This is a genomic window from Craurococcus roseus (assembly GCF_039523795.1).
Lineage (GTDB): Bacteria > Pseudomonadota > Alphaproteobacteria > Acetobacterales > Acetobacteraceae > Craurococcus > Craurococcus roseus.
The window spans coordinates 1-20,577 of record NZ_BAAAFZ010000051.1 but is presented as its reverse complement, the minus strand read 5'-3'; the positions used below and the strand labels follow the sequence as shown (position 1 = coordinate 20,577).

At 72.1% G+C, this 20,577-nt stretch carries 19 protein-coding genes; 13 read left to right on the top strand and 6 right to left on the bottom strand.

Annotated elements, in window-relative coordinates; all coding sequences use genetic code 11:
- Positions 1 to 22 precede the first annotated feature (22 nt).
- Positions 23 to 1,414 carry a hypothetical protein gene (locus tag ABD067_RS16345; protein WP_343896415.1) on the bottom strand — a complete coding sequence of 464 codons (1,392 nt, stop codon included), beginning with the start codon at positions 1,412 to 1,414 and terminating at the stop codon, positions 23 to 25.
- Positions 1,415 to 1,484: 70 nt separating this feature from the next.
- Here ABD067_RS16345 and ABD067_RS16340 point away from each other — a divergent pair, with 70 nt between their 5' ends.
- Positions 1,485 to 2,006 (top strand): 2'-5' RNA ligase family protein, encoded by a 522-nt coding sequence (locus ABD067_RS16340; protein ID WP_343896414.1) that lies wholly within the window; start codon positions 1,485 to 1,487, stop codon positions 2,004 to 2,006.
- Between the two features lie 9 nt (positions 2,007 to 2,015).
- Here ABD067_RS16340 and ABD067_RS16335 read toward each other — a convergent pair whose 3' ends face one another.
- Positions 2,016 to 3,152 (bottom strand): M20/M25/M40 family metallo-hydrolase, encoded by a 1,137-nt coding sequence (locus tag ABD067_RS16335; RefSeq protein WP_343896413.1) that lies wholly within the window; start codon positions 3,150 to 3,152, stop codon positions 2,016 to 2,018.
- 132 nt (positions 3,153 to 3,284) lie between these two features.
- On the opposite strand from ABD067_RS16335, the gene ABD067_RS16330 reads away from it, so the two are divergent.
- Complete coding sequence (locus tag ABD067_RS16330; RefSeq protein WP_343896412.1) at positions 3,285 to 4,238, top strand: hypothetical protein; 954 nt, start codon at positions 3,285 to 3,287, stop codon at positions 4,236 to 4,238.
- Positions 4,239 to 4,263: 25 nt separating this feature from the next.
- Here the strand turns inward: ABD067_RS16330 and ABD067_RS16325 are convergent, their stop codons facing one another.
- From ABD067_RS16325 to ABD067_RS16315, 3 genes are read right to left on the bottom strand one after another with little or no spacing between them, the layout of a single operon-like run.
- A complete protein-coding gene (locus ABD067_RS16325) occupies positions 4,264 to 5,262 on the bottom strand; it encodes a Bug family tripartite tricarboxylate transporter substrate binding protein (protein WP_343896411.1) in 999 nt (332 codons plus the stop codon).
- A 5-nt stretch (positions 5,263 to 5,267) separates the two neighbouring features.
- Entirely contained in the window at positions 5,268 to 6,266 is a 999-nt protein-coding gene (locus ABD067_RS16320) for a Bug family tripartite tricarboxylate transporter substrate binding protein (RefSeq protein ID WP_343896410.1), read from the bottom strand.
- 6 nt (positions 6,267 to 6,272) lie between these two features.
- Positions 6,273 to 7,286, bottom strand: coding sequence for a Bug family tripartite tricarboxylate transporter substrate binding protein (locus ABD067_RS16315; protein WP_343896409.1), 1,014 nt, complete (start codon positions 7,284 to 7,286; stop codon positions 6,273 to 6,275).
- Positions 7,287 to 7,687: 401 nt separating this feature from the next.
- Here ABD067_RS16315 and ABD067_RS16310 point away from each other — a divergent pair, with 401 nt between their 5' ends.
- Both ABD067_RS16310 and ABD067_RS16305 read left to right on the top strand, forming a co-directional pair.
- Complete coding sequence (locus tag ABD067_RS16310; protein WP_343896408.1) at positions 7,688 to 9,469, top strand: glucan ABC transporter ATP-binding protein/ permease; 1,782 nt, start codon at positions 7,688 to 7,690, stop codon at positions 9,467 to 9,469.
- An 84-nt stretch (positions 9,470 to 9,553) separates the two neighbouring features.
- Complete coding sequence (locus tag ABD067_RS16305; protein ID WP_343896407.1) at positions 9,554 to 9,988, top strand: CBS domain-containing protein; 435 nt, start codon at positions 9,554 to 9,556, stop codon at positions 9,986 to 9,988.
- On the opposite strand, the gene ABD067_RS16300 is transcribed toward ABD067_RS16305, so the two are convergent.
- Positions 9,967 to 11,046, bottom strand: coding sequence for a glycosyltransferase family 2 protein (locus ABD067_RS16300; protein ID WP_343896429.1), 1,080 nt, complete (start codon positions 11,044 to 11,046; stop codon positions 9,967 to 9,969). The genes ABD067_RS16305 and ABD067_RS16300 overlap by 22 nt on opposite strands.
- Before the next feature lie 95 nt (positions 11,047 to 11,141).
- On the opposite strand from ABD067_RS16300, the gene ABD067_RS16295 reads away from it, so the two are divergent.
- The 9 genes from ABD067_RS16295 to ABD067_RS16255 form a co-directional block, all read left to right on the top strand.
- The gene (locus tag ABD067_RS16295; RefSeq protein WP_343896406.1) at positions 11,142 to 12,125 is read left to right on the top strand and encodes a TRAP transporter substrate-binding protein; all 984 of its coding nucleotides are present in this window, start codon (positions 11,142 to 11,144) and stop codon (positions 12,123 to 12,125) included.
- 115 nt (positions 12,126 to 12,240) lie between these two features.
- Positions 12,241 to 12,813 (top strand): TRAP transporter small permease, encoded by a 573-nt coding sequence (locus tag ABD067_RS16290; RefSeq protein ID WP_343896405.1) that lies wholly within the window; start codon positions 12,241 to 12,243, stop codon positions 12,811 to 12,813.
- 6 nt (positions 12,814 to 12,819) lie between these two features.
- Positions 12,820 to 14,124: a TRAP transporter large permease gene (locus tag ABD067_RS16285; protein ID WP_343896404.1), complete on the top strand. Its 1,305-nt coding sequence runs from the start codon at positions 12,820 to 12,822 to the stop codon at positions 14,122 to 14,124.
- Between the two features lie 189 nt (positions 14,125 to 14,313).
- Positions 14,314 to 15,135: a hypothetical protein gene (locus ABD067_RS16280; protein ID WP_343896403.1), complete on the top strand. Its 822-nt coding sequence runs from the start codon at positions 14,314 to 14,316 to the stop codon at positions 15,133 to 15,135.
- A gap of 101 nt (positions 15,136 to 15,236) precedes the next feature.
- Entirely contained in the window at positions 15,237 to 16,049 is an 813-nt protein-coding gene (locus ABD067_RS16275; RefSeq protein ID WP_343896402.1) for an IS5 family transposase, read from the top strand.
- Positions 16,050 to 16,654: 605 nt separating this feature from the next.
- Positions 16,655 to 18,409 (top strand): N-acyl-D-amino-acid deacylase family protein, encoded by a 1,755-nt coding sequence (locus ABD067_RS16270; RefSeq protein WP_343896401.1) that lies wholly within the window; start codon positions 16,655 to 16,657, stop codon positions 18,407 to 18,409.
- Between the two features lie 71 nt (positions 18,410 to 18,480).
- A complete protein-coding gene (locus ABD067_RS16265) occupies positions 18,481 to 19,557 on the top strand; it encodes an alpha/beta fold hydrolase (protein WP_343896400.1) in 1,077 nt (358 codons plus the stop codon).
- A 167-nt stretch (positions 19,558 to 19,724) separates the two neighbouring features.
- Positions 19,725 to 20,090 carry a hypothetical protein gene (locus ABD067_RS16260; RefSeq protein WP_343896399.1) on the top strand — a complete coding sequence of 122 codons (366 nt, stop codon included), beginning with the start codon at positions 19,725 to 19,727 and terminating at the stop codon, positions 20,088 to 20,090.
- 273 nt (positions 20,091 to 20,363) lie between these two features.
- Positions 20,364 to 20,577: hypothetical protein (locus ABD067_RS16255; protein ID WP_343896398.1), on the top strand; the 214-nt coding region annotated here is incomplete at its 3' end.

Sequence of the window (20,577 nt, the reverse complement as noted above, 5' to 3'; positions counted from 1 at the left end):
GCGTTGGCCGGCTTCGGCTCCCTCAGCGCAGCAGCCAGACCGCGGCGCAGCCCAGCAGCACGACCAGCGCCATCGAAGGCGCCAGCAGCCGCCAGACTTGGCCCGGCCGGGTGCCGTCCGCCAGCAGGCCGCAAAGCATGGCGAGCACGCCCACGCTCATGCCCGCCCCCGCCCCGCCCGCGAAGTTGTGGACGCCCGGCGCCAGCGCCTCCGGCAGCCCCGACGCGCGCCCGAGCGCCGCCTGCACCGGCATCAGCGCCGCGTTGGAGCCGACGTTGCTGCCGGTGACGATGCCGGACAGCAGGGCCATCGGCGCCACCGCGTAGGGCGCCAGCGGCCCGAGCGCTCCGGCCGCCGCGCTCGCCAGCGCCGCCGCCACGCCGCTGCCGGCCAGCACCCGGCCGAACACCACATAGAGCAGCATCGCCAAGGCCGGCCGCGCCGCCCGGCGGAGCGCCGCCTCCGCCCGGGCCGGTCCGTTCGGCAAGCGCAGCAGCAGCGCCGCCGAAACCAGCCACAACACCACCGCCACGTGCGTCAGCGGGAAGCCCGGCAGGTCCGCATAGGGCTTGAAGGCCGGCGCCCCGGCCCAGAGCCGCGCCAGCAGCAGGCAAGCGGTGAGCAGCAAATAGGGCGCCGCGGCGGCGAGCGCGGCGGCGGGGTCGCGCGGCGGGTCGGCCCGCCACAGGGCCCAGACCACGACGGGGCCGGTGGCGAGGATGCCCGCGACCTCGAAGGGCAAGAACAGGTTGCACAGCACCAGCAAGACCGCGATCACGGCCAGCATTGCGAGCTGCGCCGCCTTCTCCCGCGGCGGCACCGGCACGCCGGCGCGGGCGGAAAGCGACCACAGCACCGGGCCGAGCAGCACCAGCCACGCGGCGTTGGGCCACGCGGCGACCAGCGCCACCTCCTGCGCCGGCAGCCCGGCCAGCACCGCGCCCAGCGCCGTGCCCGGCCCCAGCCCGCCCCAGGGCACCAGCACCAGCGCCTGCAAGGACAGCGCCGCCGCGACCGCGCCGCCGATGCCCATCCCGCGCAGCGCGCCGAGCGCGAATACGGCGCCGACCGCGAACCCCGTCACACTCTCCAGGAAGGCGCCCATGGGCAGCGTGACCGCGAAGACGCGCGCCGCGGTCGCCGGCCGCGCCTCGGCCCGCCCATGGCCCGACACGGCGGCGTGGAACAGCAGGCCACCCGCGACCACGCCCACCGGCTGCGCGGCGAGGAAGGCGCCGCGCAGTGCCTCTTCGACCAGGAAGCGCGGCAGCGACGCACCCGCCGGGAGCGACACCAGCGCCGCAGGCGCCGCCACGGCGAGCGCGACCAGGCAAGCGCCGACCGGCCCCGCGCGCCCGGTGCCCAGCAAAACGAGCAGCACGAGCAGGGGCAGCGATTGCAGGAGCAGGACCATCGCCGCGCATCCTCGCCGCGACCGGCAGGACGCGCCAGGGCGGCCGCCGCATGGTAGGGATGCGCGCGCCATGGCCGACGACCACGATCCCGACCCGCTCGTCCTCACCCTGTTGCTGGACGCGGATACGCAAGCTTGGCTAGACGCGCTGCGGCGGGAGCACTTCCCGCCGGAGCGAAATTTGGTGCCCGCGCACGTGACGCTGTTTCACGCTTTGCCCGGCCCGGAACTGCAATCGGTGCTGGCAGCCCTGGCCGAGGAGGCGCGCGGCTTCGCGCCTTCGGACGCGCGGATCGGCCCGTCGCGCTTCCTCGGGCGCGGCGTGGCGCTTTCCGTCGCCGCGCCGGCGATGGAGGCGCTACGCGCGCGGCTCGCGGCGCGCTGGCGGGCTTGGCTCTCGCCGCAGGACAAGCAGGGTTGGCGCCCGCACGTCACGGTGCAGAACAAGGTGTCGGCGGAGCGCGCCCGCGCGCTGCACGCCGAACTGGCCGCGAGCCTGCCCGTGCGCGAGGGCCGTGCGGAAGGCCTGCTGTTGTGGCGCTACCGCGGCGGGCCGTGGGAGCCGGCCGCGCGGTTCGGCTTCACCGGGTGACGGTCGCCCTCAGGCGACCTGCAACAGCCCGGCCATCAGCTTCGCGCGCGGCACCAGGCTGCTGACCAGCAGGTGCTCCTCCAGCGTGTGCCCGCCGGCGCCTTGCACGCCGAGGCCGTCCAGCGTCGGGATGCCCATGGCGCCGGTGAAGTTGCCGTCCGATCCGCCGCCAGAACTCTGGCTGGTGATGTCGAAGCCGATCGAGCGGGCGATGCCGCGCGCCGTCTCGTACAGCGCCATGACCTTCCCGTCCGGCTCCCACACCGGGCGCGTGACGCCGCGCTGCACCTCCAGCGACACGCCGTCCGTGGCGGAGCGCAGCGCCAGCATCCGCTCGACCGCCTCGTCGAGGTCGGCTTGGCGCTTCGCCATGGAGAGGCTTTCGGCGTCGCAGTGGGTGGCGACGCAATTCACCCACTGCCCGCCGCGGATCACGCCCACCGAGTAGGTCGCGGCGTCCGTCGTCATCGCCTCGATCGCCACCACCTGCCGGCACATCTCGCGGATGGCGCTGCGCCCGTCCGCGAGCCGCGCGCCCGCGTGGCTCGGGCGGCCGGTGGCGCGGAGGTTGAAGCGGGCGATGGCGTAGCGGCCCGTCACCACGCCGCCGTCGGGGCGCGCGGGCTCCGGCACCAGCACGACGGCGTGGCGCGCGGCCTCCGCCTCGATCAGGTCGCGGGTGGAGGGGCTGCCCACCTCCTCGTCGCTGGTCAGCAGCACCGTGACCGGGCGCTTCGTGGCGACGCCCGCCCGCTGGAGTTGGCGGATGGCTTCGACCGCGATCCAGTTGCCGCCCTTCATGTCGTAGACGCCCGGCCCGTACAGCCGGTCGCCTTCCCGGCGCCAGGGCAACGCGGGGAGCGTGCCCGTCGGGTGCACCGTGTCCAGGTGGCCCATCACCAGGACGCCCGGCTCGGCGCCGGCGCGCGGGTGGGGAAAGGACGCGCGGACGCAAGGGCCGTACCCCATGCGCCCCGGCACCGTCTCTATCCGGGCGCCCATCAAGGCGAGGTCGCGCGCCGCCACCTCCATCATGCGCCCTACCGCGACGGCGTCGAAGGTCGGGCTCTCGCACTCGACCCAGCGACGGAGGCCGGGCAGCATCGCCTCGGCGTCGAACGGCAGGTCGAGGGCGGGTGCGTCCATGCGTCTCTCCTTGGTTCCGCCAGCCTGCGGCGGTGCCGGACGGGCGGCAAGGGCCGGGGAGACGCGACGCCGTTCCCATGCGGCCTGCGGAATGTATGCCGCGCCCGTCCAGAACTCTGATAAGATGGACAAATGGTCATCCCCCCGCGCCTCGTCCCCCGCGCCGGCCCCAACGTCTGGACCGGCGCCACCATGCTCCCCTCCCACTGGATGCTGCCGGTCGGCGGTGAGGCGGCCGCCGAACTCCTGGCCGTGGCCGCCTCGCTCGGCGGGGCGTGCCCGGAGCGGCGGGAGGACGCGCCCATGCCGCGGCTGGGCCCGGTGCTCCGCGAGGCGGCGGACCGGCTGGAGAACGGCGCCGGCTTCGCGCTGCTGCGCGGGCTCGCCGCCGACCGCTTCACGCCGGAAACCGCCCCGGCGGCGCTGCTGGCGGTCGCCGCGCACCTCGGCGCGGCGTTGCCGCAGGACGGGGACGGCGCCCTGGTCGCCCCGCCGAAGCGCTCCACCGGCCAGTTGCTGGCCGAGCCGGCGGACGCCGTGGCGATGTTCTGCCTGCGCACGCTGCCGGAAGGCGAGGCCGTGCTGCTGCACTCGGCGGCGAGCCTGCACAACGAGTTGATGCGCCGGGACCGCGCCGCCCTGGCGGCATTGCACGCGCCCCTGCCCCACCGGCGCAGGAACTCCTCGGCGGAACCGATGATGCTGCCGGTGTTCTGCAGCCCCGGCGGCGCCTTCGTCGGCCGCTACGACCGCGCCTCGATGGTGGACGCGCTGCTCGATCCGGCGCAGGCGGCCGCGGTGGCGGCGCTGGACGCGGCGGCGGCCGCGCCGGGCCAGGCGCTCGCCATCCCGCTCCGGGCCGGCGACCTGCTGCTGCTCAACCCGCATCTGGTCTGGCGGCGCTGCTCGGCCGCGCCGGAACGGGCGGACGACGCGGCGGCCGGGCCTCCGCGGGTGCTCGGCGCTTGGCTCTCGACGCGCACCTCGCGCGCCCTGCCCGAGAGCTTCCGCCCGATCTTCGGCGAAACGGCGGCCGGCGCCCGCCGCGGCGGGATACCGATCGGGCCCGGGATGGTCGGCGGCTGAGGCCGGGCCGCCGGGGGGCGGGTCGTCAGTCCACCTTCGCGCCCGACACCCGCACCACCTCCGCCCATTTGGCGATCTCGGCCTTGATGAAGGCTTCAAAAGCCTGCGGCGTGCTGCCGCCTTCGGGCGTCAGGTTCGGCGGGTCGCCGCCGAGTTCGGCGATGCGGGCGCGGTAGCCGGGGTCGCGCGTGATGGCGTCCAACTCGGCGCCGAGCCGGGTCACGATGGCCGGTGGCGTCCGCGCTGGCGCCTGCACGCCGAACCAAGCCGTTGCCTCGAAATCCGGCACGCCCGCTTCCGCCATGGTCGGGACGTCCGGGAGCGACGGGGAGCGCTTCGCGCCGCTCACCGCCAGCGCCCTGAGCCGCCCGTCGCGGATGTGGCCGATGCAGGAGGGCATGTTGTCGCAGCCGGCGTCGAGCCGGCCCGCAACCGCCTCCACCAGCATCGGCCCGGCGCCGCGGAAGGGCACGTGCGCCATGTCGGTGCCGGTGCGGAGCTTCAGCATCTCCATCGTCATGTGCGGCGAGCCGCCGCTGCCGGAACTGCCGTAGTTCAGCGCGCCGGGCCGCGCCTTGGCCGCGGCGATCAGCTCCGCCGCGGTGCGGAAGGTCGACGAGGCGGGCACGAAGACGACGTTCGGCACGCGGATCAGCAGCGCCACCGCCGCGAGGTCCTCCGGCTTCACCGGCATCCGCGCGCCCCAGAGCGCGTAGTTGATGGACGCGGTGGAGATGGTGCAGAGGAGCAGCGTGTAGCCGTCCGGGTCGCTGCGCGCGACGTGCTCGGCGCCGATGTTGCCGGTGGCGCCGGCGCGGTTCTCCACCACCACCGTTTGCCCGAGCCGCGGCCCGAGCATCTCGGCGGCGATGCGCCCGGTGATGTCGGTGGTGCCGGCCGGCGGGAACGGGACGACGAGGCGGACCGTCCGCGCCGGCCATGCCTCTTGGGCGCGGAGCGCGGCGGGCGCGGCGAGCAGGGCCGCGCCGGCTCCTAGCACGCCGCGGCGGGGCAGGCTGGGCATCCTTCTCACTCCACCTTGGCGCCGCTGCGCTGCGCCACCTCCAGCCACTTGCGCCGCTCGGCGGCGAGGAACGCCTCGAAGGTTTCTGGCGAGGTGCCGCCGTCCGGCTTCAAGCCGGGCAGGTCGCCGCCCAGCGGCTCGATGCGGGCGCGGAAGGCCGGCTCGCGGGCAACCGCGTCCACCTCGCGGCCCAGCCGCTCCATGACGGCGCGCGGCGTGCCGTCGGGGGCGAGGACGCCGAACCAGGCTGTGGCCTCGAAGCCCTTCACGCCCGCCTCGTCCAGCGTGGGGACTTCCGGCAGCACAGGGCTGCGCTTCGCGCCGGTCGTGGCGACGGCGCGCAGCTTGCCTTCCTTGATGAAGGCGAGGGAGGACGGGATGTTGTCCATGCCCACTTCCAGCCGCTCCGCCATCAGTTCGGTCAGCATGGGCGCGCTGCCGCGGTAGGGCACGTGCGTCATGCGCGCCCCGGTCATGATGTTGAACAACTCCGTGCAGACGTGCGGCGAGGAGCCGATGCCGGCGCTGCCGTAGTTCAACCCGCCCGGACGCGACTTGCTCAGCGCCACCAGTTCCCCAACGGTGCGCGCCGGCAGGCCGTTCGCCACCATCAGCACGTTCGGCACCTTCACCAGCAGGCCGACCGCGGCGAGGTCGGAGGGCTTGTAGGGCATCTTGTCGCCGTAGACGGCGAAGTTGATGGCGCCGGTGCCGATGGTGGTGAGCAGCAGGGTGTGCCCGTCCGCCTCGGCCCGCGCGACGGACTCCGCTCCGACGTTGCCGCCGGCGCCGGGGCGGTTCTCCACCACCACCTGCTGCCCAAGCCGCGCCGACAGCCGCTCCGCCGCCAGCCGGCCCACGAGGTCCGTGGTGCCGGCGGGGGTGAAGGGGATGACCAGGCGGACCGGGCGGCTGGGCCAAGCCTCCTGCGCCGAAGCGGGCCGGGAGGCTGCCAAGCCGGCGAACGCGAGCGCCGTCGCCGCGCGGCGGGAAAGGCCTTCCACGGCCCCCTACTCCACCGTCGCGCCGGAGCGGCGGACCACCTCGCTCCACTTGGCGATCTCGGCCCGGACGAACGCTTCGAAGGTCTCGGGCGAGGTGCCGCCGTCCGGCGTCAGGCCGGGCGCCATGCCGCCGAGTTCCGCGATCCTGGCGCGCGTTTCCGGCTCCTTCGTCACCGCGTCGATCTCGGCGCCGAGGCGCTCGATGATCGGCCGCGGGGTGCGCGCGGGCGCCTGCACGCCGAACCAAGCTGTGGCTTCCACCGCCGGGAAGCCGGCCTCCGCCGTGGTCGGCACATCGGGCAGGGCGGGCGTGCGGGTCGCGGTCGTCACCGCCAAGGGCCGCAGCCTGCCTTCGCGGAGGTGGCCGATGACGGAGGGCAGGTTGTCCACCGCCACCTGGATGCGGCCGGAGATCACCTCTTGCAGCATCGGCCCGGAGCCGCGGTAGGGCACGTGCAGCATGTCGATGCCGGCCGCGTTCTTCAGCAGCTCGCCGGTCATGTGCAGGCTGGTGCCGACTCCGGAGGAGCCGATGTTGAGCTGCCCCGGCCGCGTCTTGGCGTGGTCCACCAGCTCGCGCAGGGTGCGGACCGGCAGGTCGTTGGTGACGAAGATGGCGTTGGGCACCTTCAGCATCAGCCCGGCGCCGGCGAGGTCCTCCGGCTTGTAGGGCATCCGCGGACCGTAGAGGCTGTAGTTGATGGCGCCGCTGCTGATCGTGCACATCAGCAGCGTATAGCCGTCCGGGTCCGCCTTCGCGACCGCGTCGGAGCCGACGTTGCCGCCGGCGCCGGGGCGGTTCTCCACCACGACTTGCTGGCCGAGGCGCTGCGTCAGCCGCTCGGCCAGGATGCGCGCGGCGATGTCCGTGGTGCCGGCGGGCGTGAAGGGGACGATCAGGCGGATCGTCCGGTTCGGGTAGGCGCCGCCCCCCTGCGCTGCGGCCGGTCGACCGAGGAGGCGGGGCGCGGCCAGCAGGCCAGCGCCGGCTGCGAGCGTTGCGCGGCGGCGTGTCACCATGGTTCGGCGTGTTCCTCCGGGTTTTCGTTGCGGCCTCGACCGGGCCGGCGCAGTGTGTGGCGGAAGCGCGGGGCAGTCCATCTCGGCGCCGACACGGCGGGCCGCCCTGGCGTGCCCCCGCCGCCCGACCGGCCGCGGCGGCGTTCAAATCCGCGTTCGCCCCCTGCGCAGCGGGCAAAGGCAGCGACCCGGGCGTCGCGCACGCGCCCCGGACTCGGGACCGGAAAGGCCGCCGCAGGGGAACTCTAGGTTGGTTGGGCCGATGTTCCGGTGCTCCCGCCGCGCCCGGCGGACGCCCGGCGAGCCTTGCCGGGGGACGGCGACGGCCTGTAGGCACGCTCCGCCGGCGCTGGCGCGCGCGGGTCCGGTTGCGGCCGGAAGACGCTCGGGGACAGGGCCGGATGCATTTTTTCAAGCTTTACGCGCGGGTTCTGGGGCTGCTGGCCGCCGACAAGTGGGTGGCGATCGGGTTGGGCGCGGCCAACGTGGCGCTGGCCGGGCTGCAGTTCCTGGAGCCGGTCCTGTTCGGCCGGGTGGTGGACCTGCTCTCCTCCGCGTCCGGGATGAGCCGCGACTCGGTGTGGGCGCAGGCCCTCGCGCTGCTCGCCCTTTGGGGCGCGGTGGGCCTGTCGGGCATCGGCGCCAACGTCGCCATCTCGCTCCTGTCCGACCGTATGGCGCACCGGAACCGGCTGTTCTGGATGCAGCGCTACTTCGAGCACGTGCTCTCCATGCCGCTCTCCTTCCACGGCGACATCCAATCGGGCCGCCTGATGAAGGTGATGCTGGTGGGCACGGACAACCTGTTCGGCCTCTGGCTCACCTTCTTCCGCGACCACCTCGTCACCTTCGTCGCGGCGCTGGTGCTGCTGCCGCTGACCCTGGCGCTGAATTGGCGCCTCGGCCTGCTGCTGGTGGTGCTGGTGGTGGTGTTCGCCGCGATCACGGCGCTGGTCATCCAGAAGACGGAAAGCGCGCAGGCCACGGTGGAGAAGCTGCAAACGCGGCTCGCCGGGAACGCCCAGGACGCGCTCTCCAACGTGGTGGTGGTGCAGGCCTTCACCCGGCTGAACAGCGAAGCACGGCTCTTCGGCGACATCGTCAAGCAGGTGCTCGACCACCAGTTCCCGGTGCTGAACTGGTGGGCTGTGGTGTCCGTCCTGACCCGCGCCGCCAGCACGGTCACCGTCATCTCCATCTTCGTGCTCGGCACCGTGCTGCACTTGGACGGCAAGGCGACGGTGGGCGAGATCGTCACCTTCATGGGTTTCGCCACCCTGCTGATCGGCAAGATGGAAGGCGCGGTCGCCTTCGTGTCGCGTTTGCTGTTCCAGATGCCCTCCATGGCCGAATTCTTCGAGGTGATGGACGCCCAGACCACGGTGCCGGAGAAGCCCGGCGCCCTCGACCTGCCGCGCGCGCAGGGCTACGTCGCCTTCGAGCGCGTGGCCTTCGCCTACCCGGGCGGGCCGCGCATCCTGGACGGCGTCGAGTTCCAGGCGCCGCCTGGCCGCACCGTGGCGCTGGTGGGCCAGACCGGCGCCGGCAAGTCCACCGCCATGGCGCTGCTCCAACGCCTGTGGGACCCGGTGGAAGGGCGGGTCACGCTGGACGGGCACGACCTCCGCGATTTCACCCTGGACAGCCTGCGCCGCAACGTCGGCGTGGTCTTCCAGGAAAGCATGCTCTTCAACCGGACGATCAAGGACAACCTCCTGGTCGGCCGGGCCGACGCGACGCAGGAGCAGATCGAGCACGCCTGCCGCATGGCGGAGGCGCACGACTTCATCACCCGCCAGCCCAGGGGCTACGACACCCTGGTCGGCGAGCGCGGCTCCAGCCTGTCGGGCGGCCAGCGGCAGCGCCTCGCGATCGCGCGCGCCTTGATCAAGGACCCGCCGGTGCTGATCCTGGACGAGGCGACCAGCGCCCTGGACGCCGCGACAGAAGCGCGGGTCCAGAAGGCGTTGAACGCGCTGATGGCGGGCCGGACCACCTTCATCATCGCCCACCGGCTGTCCACCGTGCGCGATGCCGACGAAATCCTGGTGTTCGACGCCGGCCGGATCGCCGAGCGCGGCACCTTCGAGACGCTCGTGGCGCAGGGCGGGCGCTTCGCCGAGCTGGTCCGCACCCAGCTCACCAACCAGCCCGCCGCGGAGCCCGCGCGGGCGGCCGAGTAGGCACCGCGCCGCAGCGACGGATTCCCTTGCCTGCCCCCTTGCCGGGGGGCAGGCTGGCGCGACCGCAATTGGGAGCAGCGACGCATGGTGATCAGCGTCATCCTGAAGGGCAAGGGCCAAGAGGTCTTCTCCGTCTCGCCGGACGACAAGGTCCTCGCCGTGGCCCGTGCCCTGACCGAGCACCGCATCGGCGCCGCCCTGGTGCGCGACGCCGCGGGCGGGTTGCTCGGCATCATCAGCGAGCGCGACATCGTGCGCGGGATGGCGAACCAGGGCCAAGGCACCACGCAACTCCCGGCCGAGAAGCTGATGACGCGCGACCTCGTCACCGTCACGCCGCACACGCGGGTGTCGGAGGCGATGGAGTTGATGACCCACCATCGCGTCCGCCACCTGCCCGTGCTGGAGAACGGCGAACTCGTGGGCTTGGTGTCCATCGGCGATTTGGTGAAGGCGCGGATCGACGAGGCCGAGCACGAAGCGGAGGCGCTGAAGGCTTACGTCGTCTCGGCCGGCTGAGCCGGTGGCGGCGCGGCGCGGGCGGGCTCGGCCAGGAAGCCCGGGGATGCGCCGGTGAGTTCCTCCGGGCCGCGGCGCGGCAGGTACCGTTCCGCGATGTAGATCGGCCGGCCCTTGGCTTCGTTGAACACGCGGCCGAGGTACTCGCCGACGATGCCCAGCGTCATGAGTTGGACGCCGCCCAGGAACAGCACCACCGCCATCAGGCTGGGGTAGCCGGCGACGGGGTTGCCGTAGATCACCGTCTTCACCACCACCTGCAAGCCGAAGAGCAGCGCGAACGCCGCGGTCGCCAAGCCGATGTAGGTGGCGAAGCGCAGCGGAACGGTGGTGAACGATGTGATCCCCTCAATGGAAAGGTTCCAGAGCGCCCAGTAGCTCCACTTGGTCTCGCCGGCGGCGCGGGGCGCGCGGTCGTAGGGGACCGCCTTGGAGGGGAAGCCGACCCAGGCGAAGAGCCCCTTCATGAAGCGGTGGCGTTCGCGCAAGGCCAGCAGGGCATCGAGCGCCCGGCGGCTCATCAACCGGAAATCGCCCGTGTCCCGCGGCAGCCGCACCTTGCCGCCGAGGCGCTCCATCAGCCGGTAGAAGGCCGCCGCCGTGGTGCGCTTGGTCCAGGTCTCGCCGGCGCGGACCCTGCGCTGCGCGTAGGCGACGTCGAAACCCTCCCGCCACGCGGCGACCAGATCCGGGATCACCTCCGGCGGGTCCTGGAGGTCGCCGTCGATGACCACCGCGGCGCCGGTGGCGGCGGCGTGGTCGAGCCCCGCGGTCAACGCCGCTTCCTTGCCGAAATTGCGCGACAGGTTCAGCACCGAGACGCGGTCCGGCTCCGCGGCCTGCAACGCCAGCATGGCGTCCAAGGTCCCGTCGCGCGAACCGTCGTTGACGTACAGCACCTCCCAGGGCTCGCCGATGCCGTCCATCACGGGCCCGAGGCGGGCGTGGAAGCGCGGCAGGACTTCCGCTTCGTCGAAGCAGGGCACCACCACGCTGAGGACGGGCGCGCGCCGCCTTGCTTCGGTGATCGCGCGCAGCGCGAGCGTCCCCAACCCCATTGGAGCCTTCGTCATCGCTCGTTCCCCGGGCCGCCTCGTTGCATGGCTGCAACCCCGCCTCTATCACGGTCGCGGACAGGACAGGACCCCGCCCCATGCCGCTCACCCGCCGCGCCGCGCTTTCGGCCCTCGCCGCCGCCTCCGTGGTCCCGGCCGCCGCCTCCGCGCAGACGCGCTGGCAGATGGCGACGCCCTACCCAGACGGCAATTTCCACACGATCAATATACGCGAATTCTTGAAAGAGGTCGAGCAGGCGACCGGGGGCAAGCTGGCCGTCCAGGTCCACAGCAACGCCAGCCTCCTCCCCCAGCAGGGGATCAAGCGCGGGGTGCAGCAGGGGCAGGTGCAGATGGGCGAGATCCTGCTCAGCGCCTACGCCAACGAAGACCCGATGTTCGACGCCGACTCCCTCCCCTTCCTGGTGGCGGACCTCAAGGAAGCGAAGCGCCTGAGCGACCTGCACAAGCCCTTCGTGGAAGCGCGGTTCCAGCGCCAGGGCCTTTCGCTGCTCTACATGGTCGGCTGGCCGCCGGGCGGCTTCTACACCCAGGTGCCGCTCACCGGCATCGACGTGCTGAAGGGCAGCCGCTTCCGCACCTTCAACGCCATGAGCACCCGCTTCGCCACCCTGGTCGGCGCCAACCCGGTGCAGGTGCAGCAGGCCGAGCTGGCGCAGGCCTTCGCCACCGGCATCGCCACGGCGATGGTGACGTCGGCGCAGACCGGCGTGGACACCTCCGCCTGGGACTACGCCAAGGTGTTCACCCCGGCCAACTTCACCATGACCAAGAACGCGGTGTTCGTGTCCCGCCGCGCGTTGGACGGCCTGCCCAAGGACCAGGGGGACGCCATCCGCGCCGCCGCCGCCAAGGCGGAGGAGCGCGGCTGGCGCATGTCGGAGGAGGCGACGGCGGCGGCCGAGAAGCGGCTGGCCGAGCGCGGCCTCACCATCGGCACGGTGCCGCCCGACGTGAAGGAGGCGTTCCGCAAGATCGGTGAGACCATGGCCGAGGAATGGGTCGCCAAGGTCGGAGACGACGGGCGGAAGCTGTTGGACTCGCTCCGCGCCGCGCGCTGAGCGCGCAACGGCCGCGGCGCTTGCCCCCGGCTTGGGCAACACGGGCGCGCGCCGCGCCGAAGGGCCCCGCCGCGCCCCTTGCCCCGGCCCCGGGGCGCGGCGAAGGTCGGAACGCTTGTCGGCATCAACGAAGGGGGTGATCCGCATGGCGTCCGTCCGCCGCGTCCTGGACGCGGCCTATGCCGCGGCCGCGGGCTTGGCGGCGGCCTCCTTGCTGTTGATCTTCCTGGTGATGATGGCGCAAATCGGGCTGCGCCAGTTCGGCGAGCAGCTCCCCGCCGCCGACGACATCAGCGCCTACCTCTGCGTGTCCACCACCTTCTTCGCCCTTGCCGCCACCTTCAAGCGCGGCGAGCTGATCCGCGTCGGCATGGCGCTGGACCGGCTCGGGCCCGGCGCGCGGCGGGTGGCGGAGCTGGTCGCGCTTTCCCTCGCCGCCGCGATGGTCGCCTACATCGTCTTCTGGACCGCCCAGGACACGCTGTTCTCCTGGGAGATCGAGGAGATGTCGCAGGGCACGGTGGCGCTGCCGATCTGGGTCCCGAAACTCGCCATGCCCTTCGGCGCCGGGCTGCTGCTGGTGGCGATCCTGGACGAGTGGGTGTCCGTGCTGCGGGGCACCCGCCCGTCCTATGTGCTGGCGGCCGAGGCGCGGGCGGCCAGCGGCGACTTCACGGCCGAGGTGTAGCCGCCGATGGCGTTGACCTCCCTCGCCCTGCTGCTGCTGGTGCTGCTCTGCGTCCTGCTCGCCGGCGGGCTCTGGATCGCCCTGTCGCTCGCCGCCACCGGGCTGGCGGCGATGGCCTTCGTGCACCCCAGCCCCGGCACCTTCCTCGCCTCCGCCTTCTGGGAAGCCACCGGGAGCTGGACCTTGGCGGCGCTGCCCATGTTCGTCTGGATGGGCGAGATCCTGTTCCGGACGCGCTTGTCGGAGGAGCTGTTCAACGGCCTGTCTCCCTGGGTGCGGCGCATCCCGGGGCGGCTGCTGCACGTCAACATCCTCGCCTGCGGCCTGTTCGGCTCCGTGTCCGGCTCCTCGGCCGCGACCTGCGCCACCGTGTCCAAGATCGCGCTGCCGGAGTTGCGCCGGCGCGGCTACGACGAGCGCACCGCCATCGGCAGCCTCGCCACCGCGGGCACGCTCGGCATCATGATCCCGCCCTCCATCATCATGGTCGTCTACGCGGTGGCAGCCGAGGTCTCGATCGTGCGGGTGTTCATCGCCGGGCTGATCCCGGGTGTGATCGTGATGGGCCTGTTCAGCCTCTACATCGCCGTCTGGGCGCTGCTGAACCCGGCCAAGCAGCCGCCGATGGAGCCGGGCATGGGCTTCGGCGCCAAGCTCCGGCAGAGCGCGCAGCTCATCCCCTGCGCGCTGCTCATCGTCGCCGTCATCGGCAGCATGTTCGCGGGCTGGGCCACGGCGACGGAAGCGGCGGCCTTCGGCGTGGCCGGCAGCCTGCTGCTCGCGGCGCTGACCGGCACGCTGACCTGGCGGAGCTTCCTCGACAGCCTGGCCGGCGCGACGCGGCTTTCCTGCATGATCATGTTCATCCTGGCCGGCGCCGCCTTCCTGACCAAGGCGATGGCCCTCACCGGCATACCGGCGGCGCTGGCGGAGGGCGTGGCGACGCTCGGCCTCGGGCCCTACGGCATCATCGCCATCCTCGCCTGCGTCTACATCGTGCTGGGCACGGCGCTGGACGGGGTCTCGATGATCGTGCTCACCACCTCCATCGTGGTGCCGATCGTGGACAAGGCCGGATTCGACCTGGTCTGGTTCGGCATCTTCATCGTGCTGCTGGTGGAGATCGCCGAGGTCACGCCGCCGCTCGGCTTCAACCTCTTCGTCATGCAGACCATGACCGGCAAGGAGCAGGGCGAGGTGGCCCTGGCATCGCTGCCGTTCTTCGCCATGCTGGTGCTGACGGTGGCGCTGATCACCGTGTTCCCGGTGGCGCTGGTCACGGGCCTGCCGGACCTTCTGCTGTCGCGTTGACGCGGGCTGCCCGGGCGACCGGCGCCCCCGGTACGGAGGCGCCTGTCGTCTCGCCACTTCGTTGTCGTGCCGCCCCTTGCTGTAGTACTTTCGGGCGAACGGGCGGAACTTAGGCGTCAGCGAATCGATCGCGGCGCTTCCGCCTCCCGCATGCAAGCGTTTCGGGAATTGGGTGGAGTCTCCGTTTGGGTGCTCGCGCTGGGTTGGAAGCGGCTTGGCTTTGAAGGTATAGAACGGATGCAGCGCAATAGTGCGGTTGAGGAAGCGATTAGCATTCTAGCGAACACTATGCGTCTGCATGCTGAATCCCAAATGCGTTTCGGGAATTTATTCAAGGTTGATCGTGAAGAGGCCATTAATAATCTGGACCGCGCCTTCGAAGCAAAGCTTGAGGCATTCCACACCCTCTACGATGTGTCCAAAACCATCTTCTCTTATTTCGACCACGGCGACACTGCACTGCTAATCGCCGTGCGAAATGCGATCCATCATCGCAATCATCCGCTATTTCGTAGCCTCTATTCGCGTCTGTTCTTTGATGGCGACGCCTCGCGCTGGCTTGGCGCCTCATTCCTCTTGGCGAGCTACCCGACCCTCCATGGCTCGCCCATTCGCATGAGCCACTATGTAAGGTTGGATGATCTTGACGCGCGGCTCGATCCGACGCTCGTGTCGCCGTACCTCGATGCGTCCCTGAAAGGCGATAAGGCGAAGCAAAGGTTCATGCTGATCGAGCGCCAACTCGGGCTTGCGGCGATCCGCCAAAAAGGCTTCAGCGAGCACTATCCCGAAAACCAGATCTATTTAGATCTGGTTCCGGTCTTCACCTCCGCCGCCTGCCGGACATTTAAAGCAATGAAAGCGGCTGGCATTACATTCAAGGGGTTTGACGCGGGCGTGTACCTACAGCTATTTACCTCGGAAATCGAGGTCGATCTCAGCAATCCGAAGTTCGAGGTGTTGCCGATCGTCTTCACCCCCCAAAGCCGGACCTTGGCAAGCCGGGCTTAGTGTCCGTCTCGGATCGACACTGCAATTGGGTTTGTGTGGGGGTTGGGCGGCCGGGGCGGATGTGATTTCAGCAGGTTGTCGAAGCCTTGCTGGATGATCTCATGTGGACCCCGACCACCCGCGCGCAGCATAGCCGCGCGGGATTGCGCTATGGAAGCGACCTGACCGATGCCGAGTGGGCGCTGCTGGAACCGCTGCTGCCTGCGCCCCGCCGCTGCGGACGGCCCCGCCGCTGGCCGCTGCGCGAGGTGGTGAACGCCATCAGCTACGTGCTGCGCTGCTCGTGCCCGTGGCGGTCGTTGCCCAAGGACCTGCCGCCGTGGCGCACCGCCTACCGCTGGTTCGCGCGCCTGCGCGACGCGGGCACGTGGGAAGCGATGAACTTCGCCCTTGTGATGGCCGACCGCGAGCGGGTGGGCCGCGGCGCCAGCCCGAGCGCGGCGGTGATGGACAGCCAAAGCGTGCGCACGACCGAGGCGGGCGGCCCACGCGGCTACGACGCGGGCAAGAAGGTGTGGGGCCGCAAGCGCCACGCCCTCGCCGACACCGACGGACGGGCTCTCGTGTTGCGCGCTCATCCGGCTTGCGTGCAGGACCGCGACGGCGCCGTGCCGCTGCTCAAGGCGTCGCGCGGCCTGTACCCGTTCATCGAGCGCGCCTTTGCCGACGCGGGCTATGCCGCCAGGCGCGTCGCCGAGGCGACCCTGATCGTCGTGGGGATCGTCCGCAGAAGGGCCGGGCAGGTCGGCTTCGCCGTGCAGCCCCGGCGCTGGGTGGTCGAACGGACCTTCGCGTGGCTCGGCCGCAACCGCCGTCTCGCCCGCGACTTCGAAGCCACCATCGCCTCCGCCACCGCTTTCCTCTACGCGGCGTCCGCCATGCTGCTCACACGCAGGCTTGGACGTTCCATGTGAGTTCCGAGACGGACACTTAGAGGTCCGAGAAGGGGCAGTCGCGGACGAGTGCTCTTCAGCCAGACAAGCCGAAAGCCGGATGAGACACCACCCACCGCTGACGCGCCTGGACATCGCGCGTCATATAGGCTAATACTCCTAGATGATTTTCACGCCCTACGCAACCCTCCCATTCTACCTCACCGCGCAAGGGGGGTTTTGTCCGAATTCGGCACAAAGCCGTCGCGGCCCGGCAGCGCCGCGGCAGAGCGCCGAGTGCCGGGCCGCGTCGCCCGCCCTGGCCCGCCGCGGGGAGAATGGGCATTTTGTCCGAAAGCGCGGCAAAGTCCGGCGTCGACCGGTAACGAAGCCAGCGCGGGCCGGCTCCTGTCCCGGCGCCGTGCCGCCGCGACGCGCCCGCCCCTCCGGCCCCGGCGCGCGAGGGAGGGGGATTTGTCCGAAAGCGACAAAAACGCGCTCCCGCCCGACGGCCGGGCCGGCAAAGGACGGAACGGGCCGAAGGCCGAACCCCGGACCGAGGCGCCACCGCGGTTCGCGGCTGGTCCGCCCGGGCACCCGGGCCTAAATAGGCGGACAAAGGAAACGCCGCGACAAGGAGCACGCCCATGGGCGCCGAAGCCGAACTCGTGATCCGCAACGGGACCGTGATCGACGGCACCGGGCGCGACCCGTTCCAGGCGGACGTGGCGGTGAAGGACGGGCGGATCGCGGCGGTGGGCGACGTGCCGGGCCGGGGCCGGGGCCGGGGCCGGGGCCGGGGCCGGGAAGAGATCGACGCGCGCGGCCTCCTCGTCACGCCGGGCTTCGTGGACCTTCACACCCACTACGACGGCCAAGCGGTGTGGGACTCGCACCTCGCCCCTTCGGCCCTGCACGGCGTCACCACGGCGGTGATGGGCAACTGCGGCGTGGGCTTCGCGCCCGTCCGGCCCGGCGACCGCGACACCTTGATCGAGCTGATGGAGGGGGTGGAGGACATCCCCGGCCCGGTGCTGCACCAGGGGCTGGAGTTCCGCTGGGAGAGCTTCGCCGAATACCTCGACGTGCTCGACGCCAAGCCGCGCGACCTCGACATCTGCGCGCTGGTGCCGCACGCGGCGGCGCGCGTCTACACCATGGGCGAGCGCGCGCTGGCGCTGGAGCCCGCCAACCAGGGCGACATCGCCGCCATGCGCGCCATCGTGGCCGACGCGGTGCGGGCCGGCGCCTTCGGCTTCTCCACCAGCCGCACCATCAGCCACAAGACGCTGAAGGGCGACCCGACGCCGACCCTGCGGGCGCAAGAGGACGAGTTGGCGGGCATCGCCCTCGGCCTCCACGACGCCGGGGCGGGCTTCCTGGAGCTGGTGTCCGACTGGAACGAGCCCGACCCGGCGACCGAGTTCGCCATGGTGCGGCGCGTGGCGGAGCGGAGCGGGCGGCCCATCCTGTTCTCGCTGACCGCGCGGCACGACCGCACGGAGGCGTGGAAGGAGCTGCTGGCGCTGTCCAACAAGGCGGCGGCGGAGGGGCTGCCGATCCGCCCGGTGTTCCCGCCGCGCCCGATCGGCATCCTGCTCGGCCTCCAGGGCAGCCAAAACCCGTTCAGCGCCGCGCCGAGCTACAAGGCCATCGCCCACCTGCCGCTCGCCGAACGCGTCCGGGCGATGCGCGACCCGGCGGTGCGCGCGCGAATCCTCTCCGAGGACCGGGTCACGGGCAGCACCTTCCCGCTCATCACCCGCCTGTCCTTCCAGCGCATGTTCCCCTTCGGCGACCCGCCGGACTACGCGCCGCCCCGCGAAAGCTCGGTCGCCGCCGCCGCGGCGCGCGAGGGGCGCACGCCGGAGGAGGTGGCCTACGACATGCTGCTGGCCGACGAGGGCCGGAGCTTCCTGTTCGCGCCGCTGACCAACTACGGCGATTACACCCTGGGCGCCAGCGCGGAGCTGCTGCGGCACCCGAACACCATCGTCGGGCTGTCGGACGGCGGCGCGCATGTCGGCTTCATCTCCGACGGCAGCTTCCCGACCTTCCTGCTGGCCTACTGGGGCCGCGACCGGCGCGAGGGAACGGTGCCCCTGCCGGAGCTGGTGCGCCGGCAAACCTCCGACACCGCGCGGGCCGCCGGGCTCCACGACCGCGGCGTGCTGGCGCCGGGCCTCAAGGCGGACATCAACGTCATCGACTTCGACGCCCTCGCGCTGGAGCGCCCCGCGATGGTGTGGGACCTGCCCGGCGGCGGCCGACGCCTGCTGCAAGGCGCGCGGGGCTACGCCGCAACGGTGGTGAACGGGACGGTGACCTACCGCGACGGCCAAGCCACCGGCGCCCTGCCCGGCCGCTTGGTGCGGAACGCGCCGGCCACGGCCGCCGCGTGATGCGCGCACCCGCGGGGCCCGAACCCCGGGCGCACGTCCGTCGGCTCCGGCAGGCGCTCGTCGCGCGCGGCATGCCACGACCGGCCACGCTGCTCGCGTCGTTCCTGGCCTTCGGCGGCTGCGCCGGGGAAACCGGGTTGCGGACGGCCTCGACGGGTCCGCTGGCGCCGGGTTTCACCGCCGACACCGCCACGCGCGCAGGCTTGGCATCGGGTGCCAAGGCGAGCGAAGCGGCCTGCCGCGCGTTGCCGGACGGGCTGTGGGTGCGGACGCGCGATGGTTGGCGGGGCGAGTGCCTGCGCTACGCGGCGGCGGGCGCGGTCCGGGGCGGCGGAGCCAAGGCGCCGCGCTTAGCGGTCCTGCACATCCCGGGCGACGCGTCCGGAGTGGCCTACCGCTTCGCAGGCGGCGCCCCGCAAATCGAAGGCGCGGGCGAAAGCTACGAGGTCCCGGCCGCGGCCCGACGCGCCGCGGCGGAAGCGTTGAGCGAGGCCGCAGGCGGGCGGCCGGTGTTCCTGATCGGGCGGCCCGGCATGCACGGCTCCTCGGGCGACCACGCGCGGGACCGGCACACGGCCGCGGAGGTGGAGCTGGTGGACGCCGCCTTGACGGAGCTGCGCCGGCGCTACGGCGTACGGGCTTTCGTGCTCTCCGGCTTCTCCTCGGGCGGGGCGATAGCCGCCAACCTGCTGGCGCGGCGGACGGACATCGCGTGCGCGGTACTGGCCTCGGCCCCGCTCGACCTCGCCGCGTTCTACCGCGGGGCGGACGGCGGCCTGCCCGACCATTACCTGATGCGGGCCGCCGCCTTGGCGGACCCGATGCGCTCCGTCGGGTCGATCGAGCCCGGCGGTGGCGGTGCGACGACGGTCGTCGTGCTCGGCGACCGCCGCGACCGCAAGGTGCCGGCGGCGTCGTGGCGGGCGTGGGCCGACGCGGCACGGGGCGCCGGCCTGGACGTGCGCGCGGTGGAGGCCTCCGGCTTCGATCCCGCGGAAGGGGGCGCGGCGGCAAGCTTCCACCGGACCTCCGGAGCCGGCCTGGAGGCGGCGGTCGCCTGCGCCAACGGCGAGCCGGTCCCGGCGCCGCCGCGGTTGGCGACGGCCGAAGCCCCGGGGGGATCGGCGGCGTTGCGCGGCATCGAGTAGGGCCCGCCACGCCCCGATGGGCGCGACCGGCGGGGGGGGGCGGGCGTTTCATCCACGAAGCGGATGGCACGCATCCGGCATACGCGTTCGCCTCCGAAGGACCGGTCGCCCATCTTCCCGATCAACGGCGAGGCCAAGAGGCCCCGCCAAAGATCAGGAGACAAGGCATGTTCCGCAACGCCCTTTTTGCTTCCGTCATCGCCCTCGGCGCCGCAGCCGGCGCGGCGCAGGCGCAAGCCCCCGACACCACCGGCTTTTCCGCCGCGCGCGGCGGAAAAGCCGGCAACGTCGTGGGCGGCGCTTCCGCCACCTTGGTGGGCGGCGGCGACAATACGACCATCCTCTACTCCGGCGCCGGCGCCGGCACGGGTGACGCCCCACGGTCGCAGCCGCCGCGCCTCGCGCGCGCACGGTACAACTTCGGTGGCGTCTCGGTGGAGTACCTGGAGCCTGAGACCGCTTCGCCCGGTCGGGAAGCGTGGCTGGTCGGTGGTGGCGACAACGCCCAAGTGGTCTACAGCCGCCCTCATTGACCGGCACACGACCCAATCCGGCTCACCGCAATCAGGTGGAAAGCGCGAACGGCCGTCCGGACTTCCCACCCGAAAACTTTCCGCCCGGCGTGTTCTCCGTGCTCGGGGAGGGCAAGCCGCAGGGCGGTGTCGCAACCGGCAGTATCGTCCTCGATCTGACAACGTTGGCAGAGGGCGAACTGTTGTTCAGCGACGCGTAACGCACGGCGGAAGCGGCGCTCGATACGCCGCTCAAGCCGGGCACAAAGCCGCATAGAGCGTTGCGCTTCGCGCATGTCCGATCTTCTCGCGGCGGGCAACCCGACACGCGGCGAAATGGTGCCGCTGCTGTGTCGCACAGCGGGCAGAACCATACACCTGCCGAGCGCAATCGACGGCTACACCGACTTTTTCATCTTCATCGCGTGGGCGCGCCCGAGTGTGCGCCCAGCCTGTGGCGCGGCGCTCGTCCCGCGGCGGCGGCGCCTCCGCGCGTTGGCCAGGCGCC

What these genes read in the sequence shown, in the direction of transcription:
- ABD067_RS16300 (WP_343896429.1), bottom strand. Translation starts at nt 11,046, where the DNA reads ATGGGGTTGGGGACGCTCGCGCTGCGCGCGATCACCGAAGCAAGGCGG.
- ABD067_RS16285 (WP_343896404.1), top strand. Translation starts at nt 12,820, where the DNA reads ATGGCGTTGACCTCCCTCGCCCTGCTGCTGCTGGTGCTGCTCTGCGTC.
- ABD067_RS16305 (WP_343896407.1), top strand. Translation starts at nt 9,554, where the DNA reads ATGGTGATCAGCGTCATCCTGAAGGGCAAGGGCCAAGAGGTCTTCTCC.
- ABD067_RS16335 (WP_343896413.1), bottom strand. Translation starts at nt 3,152, where the DNA reads ATGGACGCACCCGCCCTCGACCTGCCGTTCGACGCCGAGGCGATGCTG.
- ABD067_RS16275 (WP_343896402.1), top strand. Translation starts at nt 15,237, where the DNA reads ATGTGGACCCCGACCACCCGCGCGCAGCATAGCCGCGCGGGATTGCGC.
- ABD067_RS16325 (WP_343896411.1), bottom strand. Translation starts at nt 5,262, where the DNA reads ATGCCCAGCCTGCCCCGCCGCGGCGTGCTAGGAGCCGGCGCGGCCCTG.
- ABD067_RS16345 (WP_343896415.1), bottom strand. Translation starts at nt 1,414, where the DNA reads ATGGTCCTGCTCCTGCAATCGCTGCCCCTGCTCGTGCTGCTCGTTTTG.
- ABD067_RS16265 (WP_343896400.1), top strand. Translation starts at nt 18,481, where the DNA reads ATGCCACGACCGGCCACGCTGCTCGCGTCGTTCCTGGCCTTCGGCGGC.
- ABD067_RS16330 (WP_343896412.1), top strand. Translation starts at nt 3,285, where the DNA reads ATGGTCATCCCCCCGCGCCTCGTCCCCCGCGCCGGCCCCAACGTCTGG.
- ABD067_RS16340 (WP_343896414.1), top strand. Translation starts at nt 1,485, where the DNA reads ATGGCCGACGACCACGATCCCGACCCGCTCGTCCTCACCCTGTTGCTG.
- ABD067_RS16310 (WP_343896408.1), top strand. Translation starts at nt 7,688, where the DNA reads ATGCATTTTTTCAAGCTTTACGCGCGGGTTCTGGGGCTGCTGGCCGCC.
- ABD067_RS16260 (WP_343896399.1), top strand. Translation starts at nt 19,725, where the DNA reads ATGTTCCGCAACGCCCTTTTTGCTTCCGTCATCGCCCTCGGCGCCGCA.
- ABD067_RS16315 (WP_343896409.1), bottom strand. Translation starts at nt 7,286, where the DNA reads ATGGTGACACGCCGCCGCGCAACGCTCGCAGCCGGCGCTGGCCTGCTG.
- ABD067_RS16270 (WP_343896401.1), top strand. Translation starts at nt 16,655, where the DNA reads ATGGGCGCCGAAGCCGAACTCGTGATCCGCAACGGGACCGTGATCGAC.
- ABD067_RS16295 (WP_343896406.1), top strand. Translation starts at nt 11,142, where the DNA reads ATGCCGCTCACCCGCCGCGCCGCGCTTTCGGCCCTCGCCGCCGCCTCC.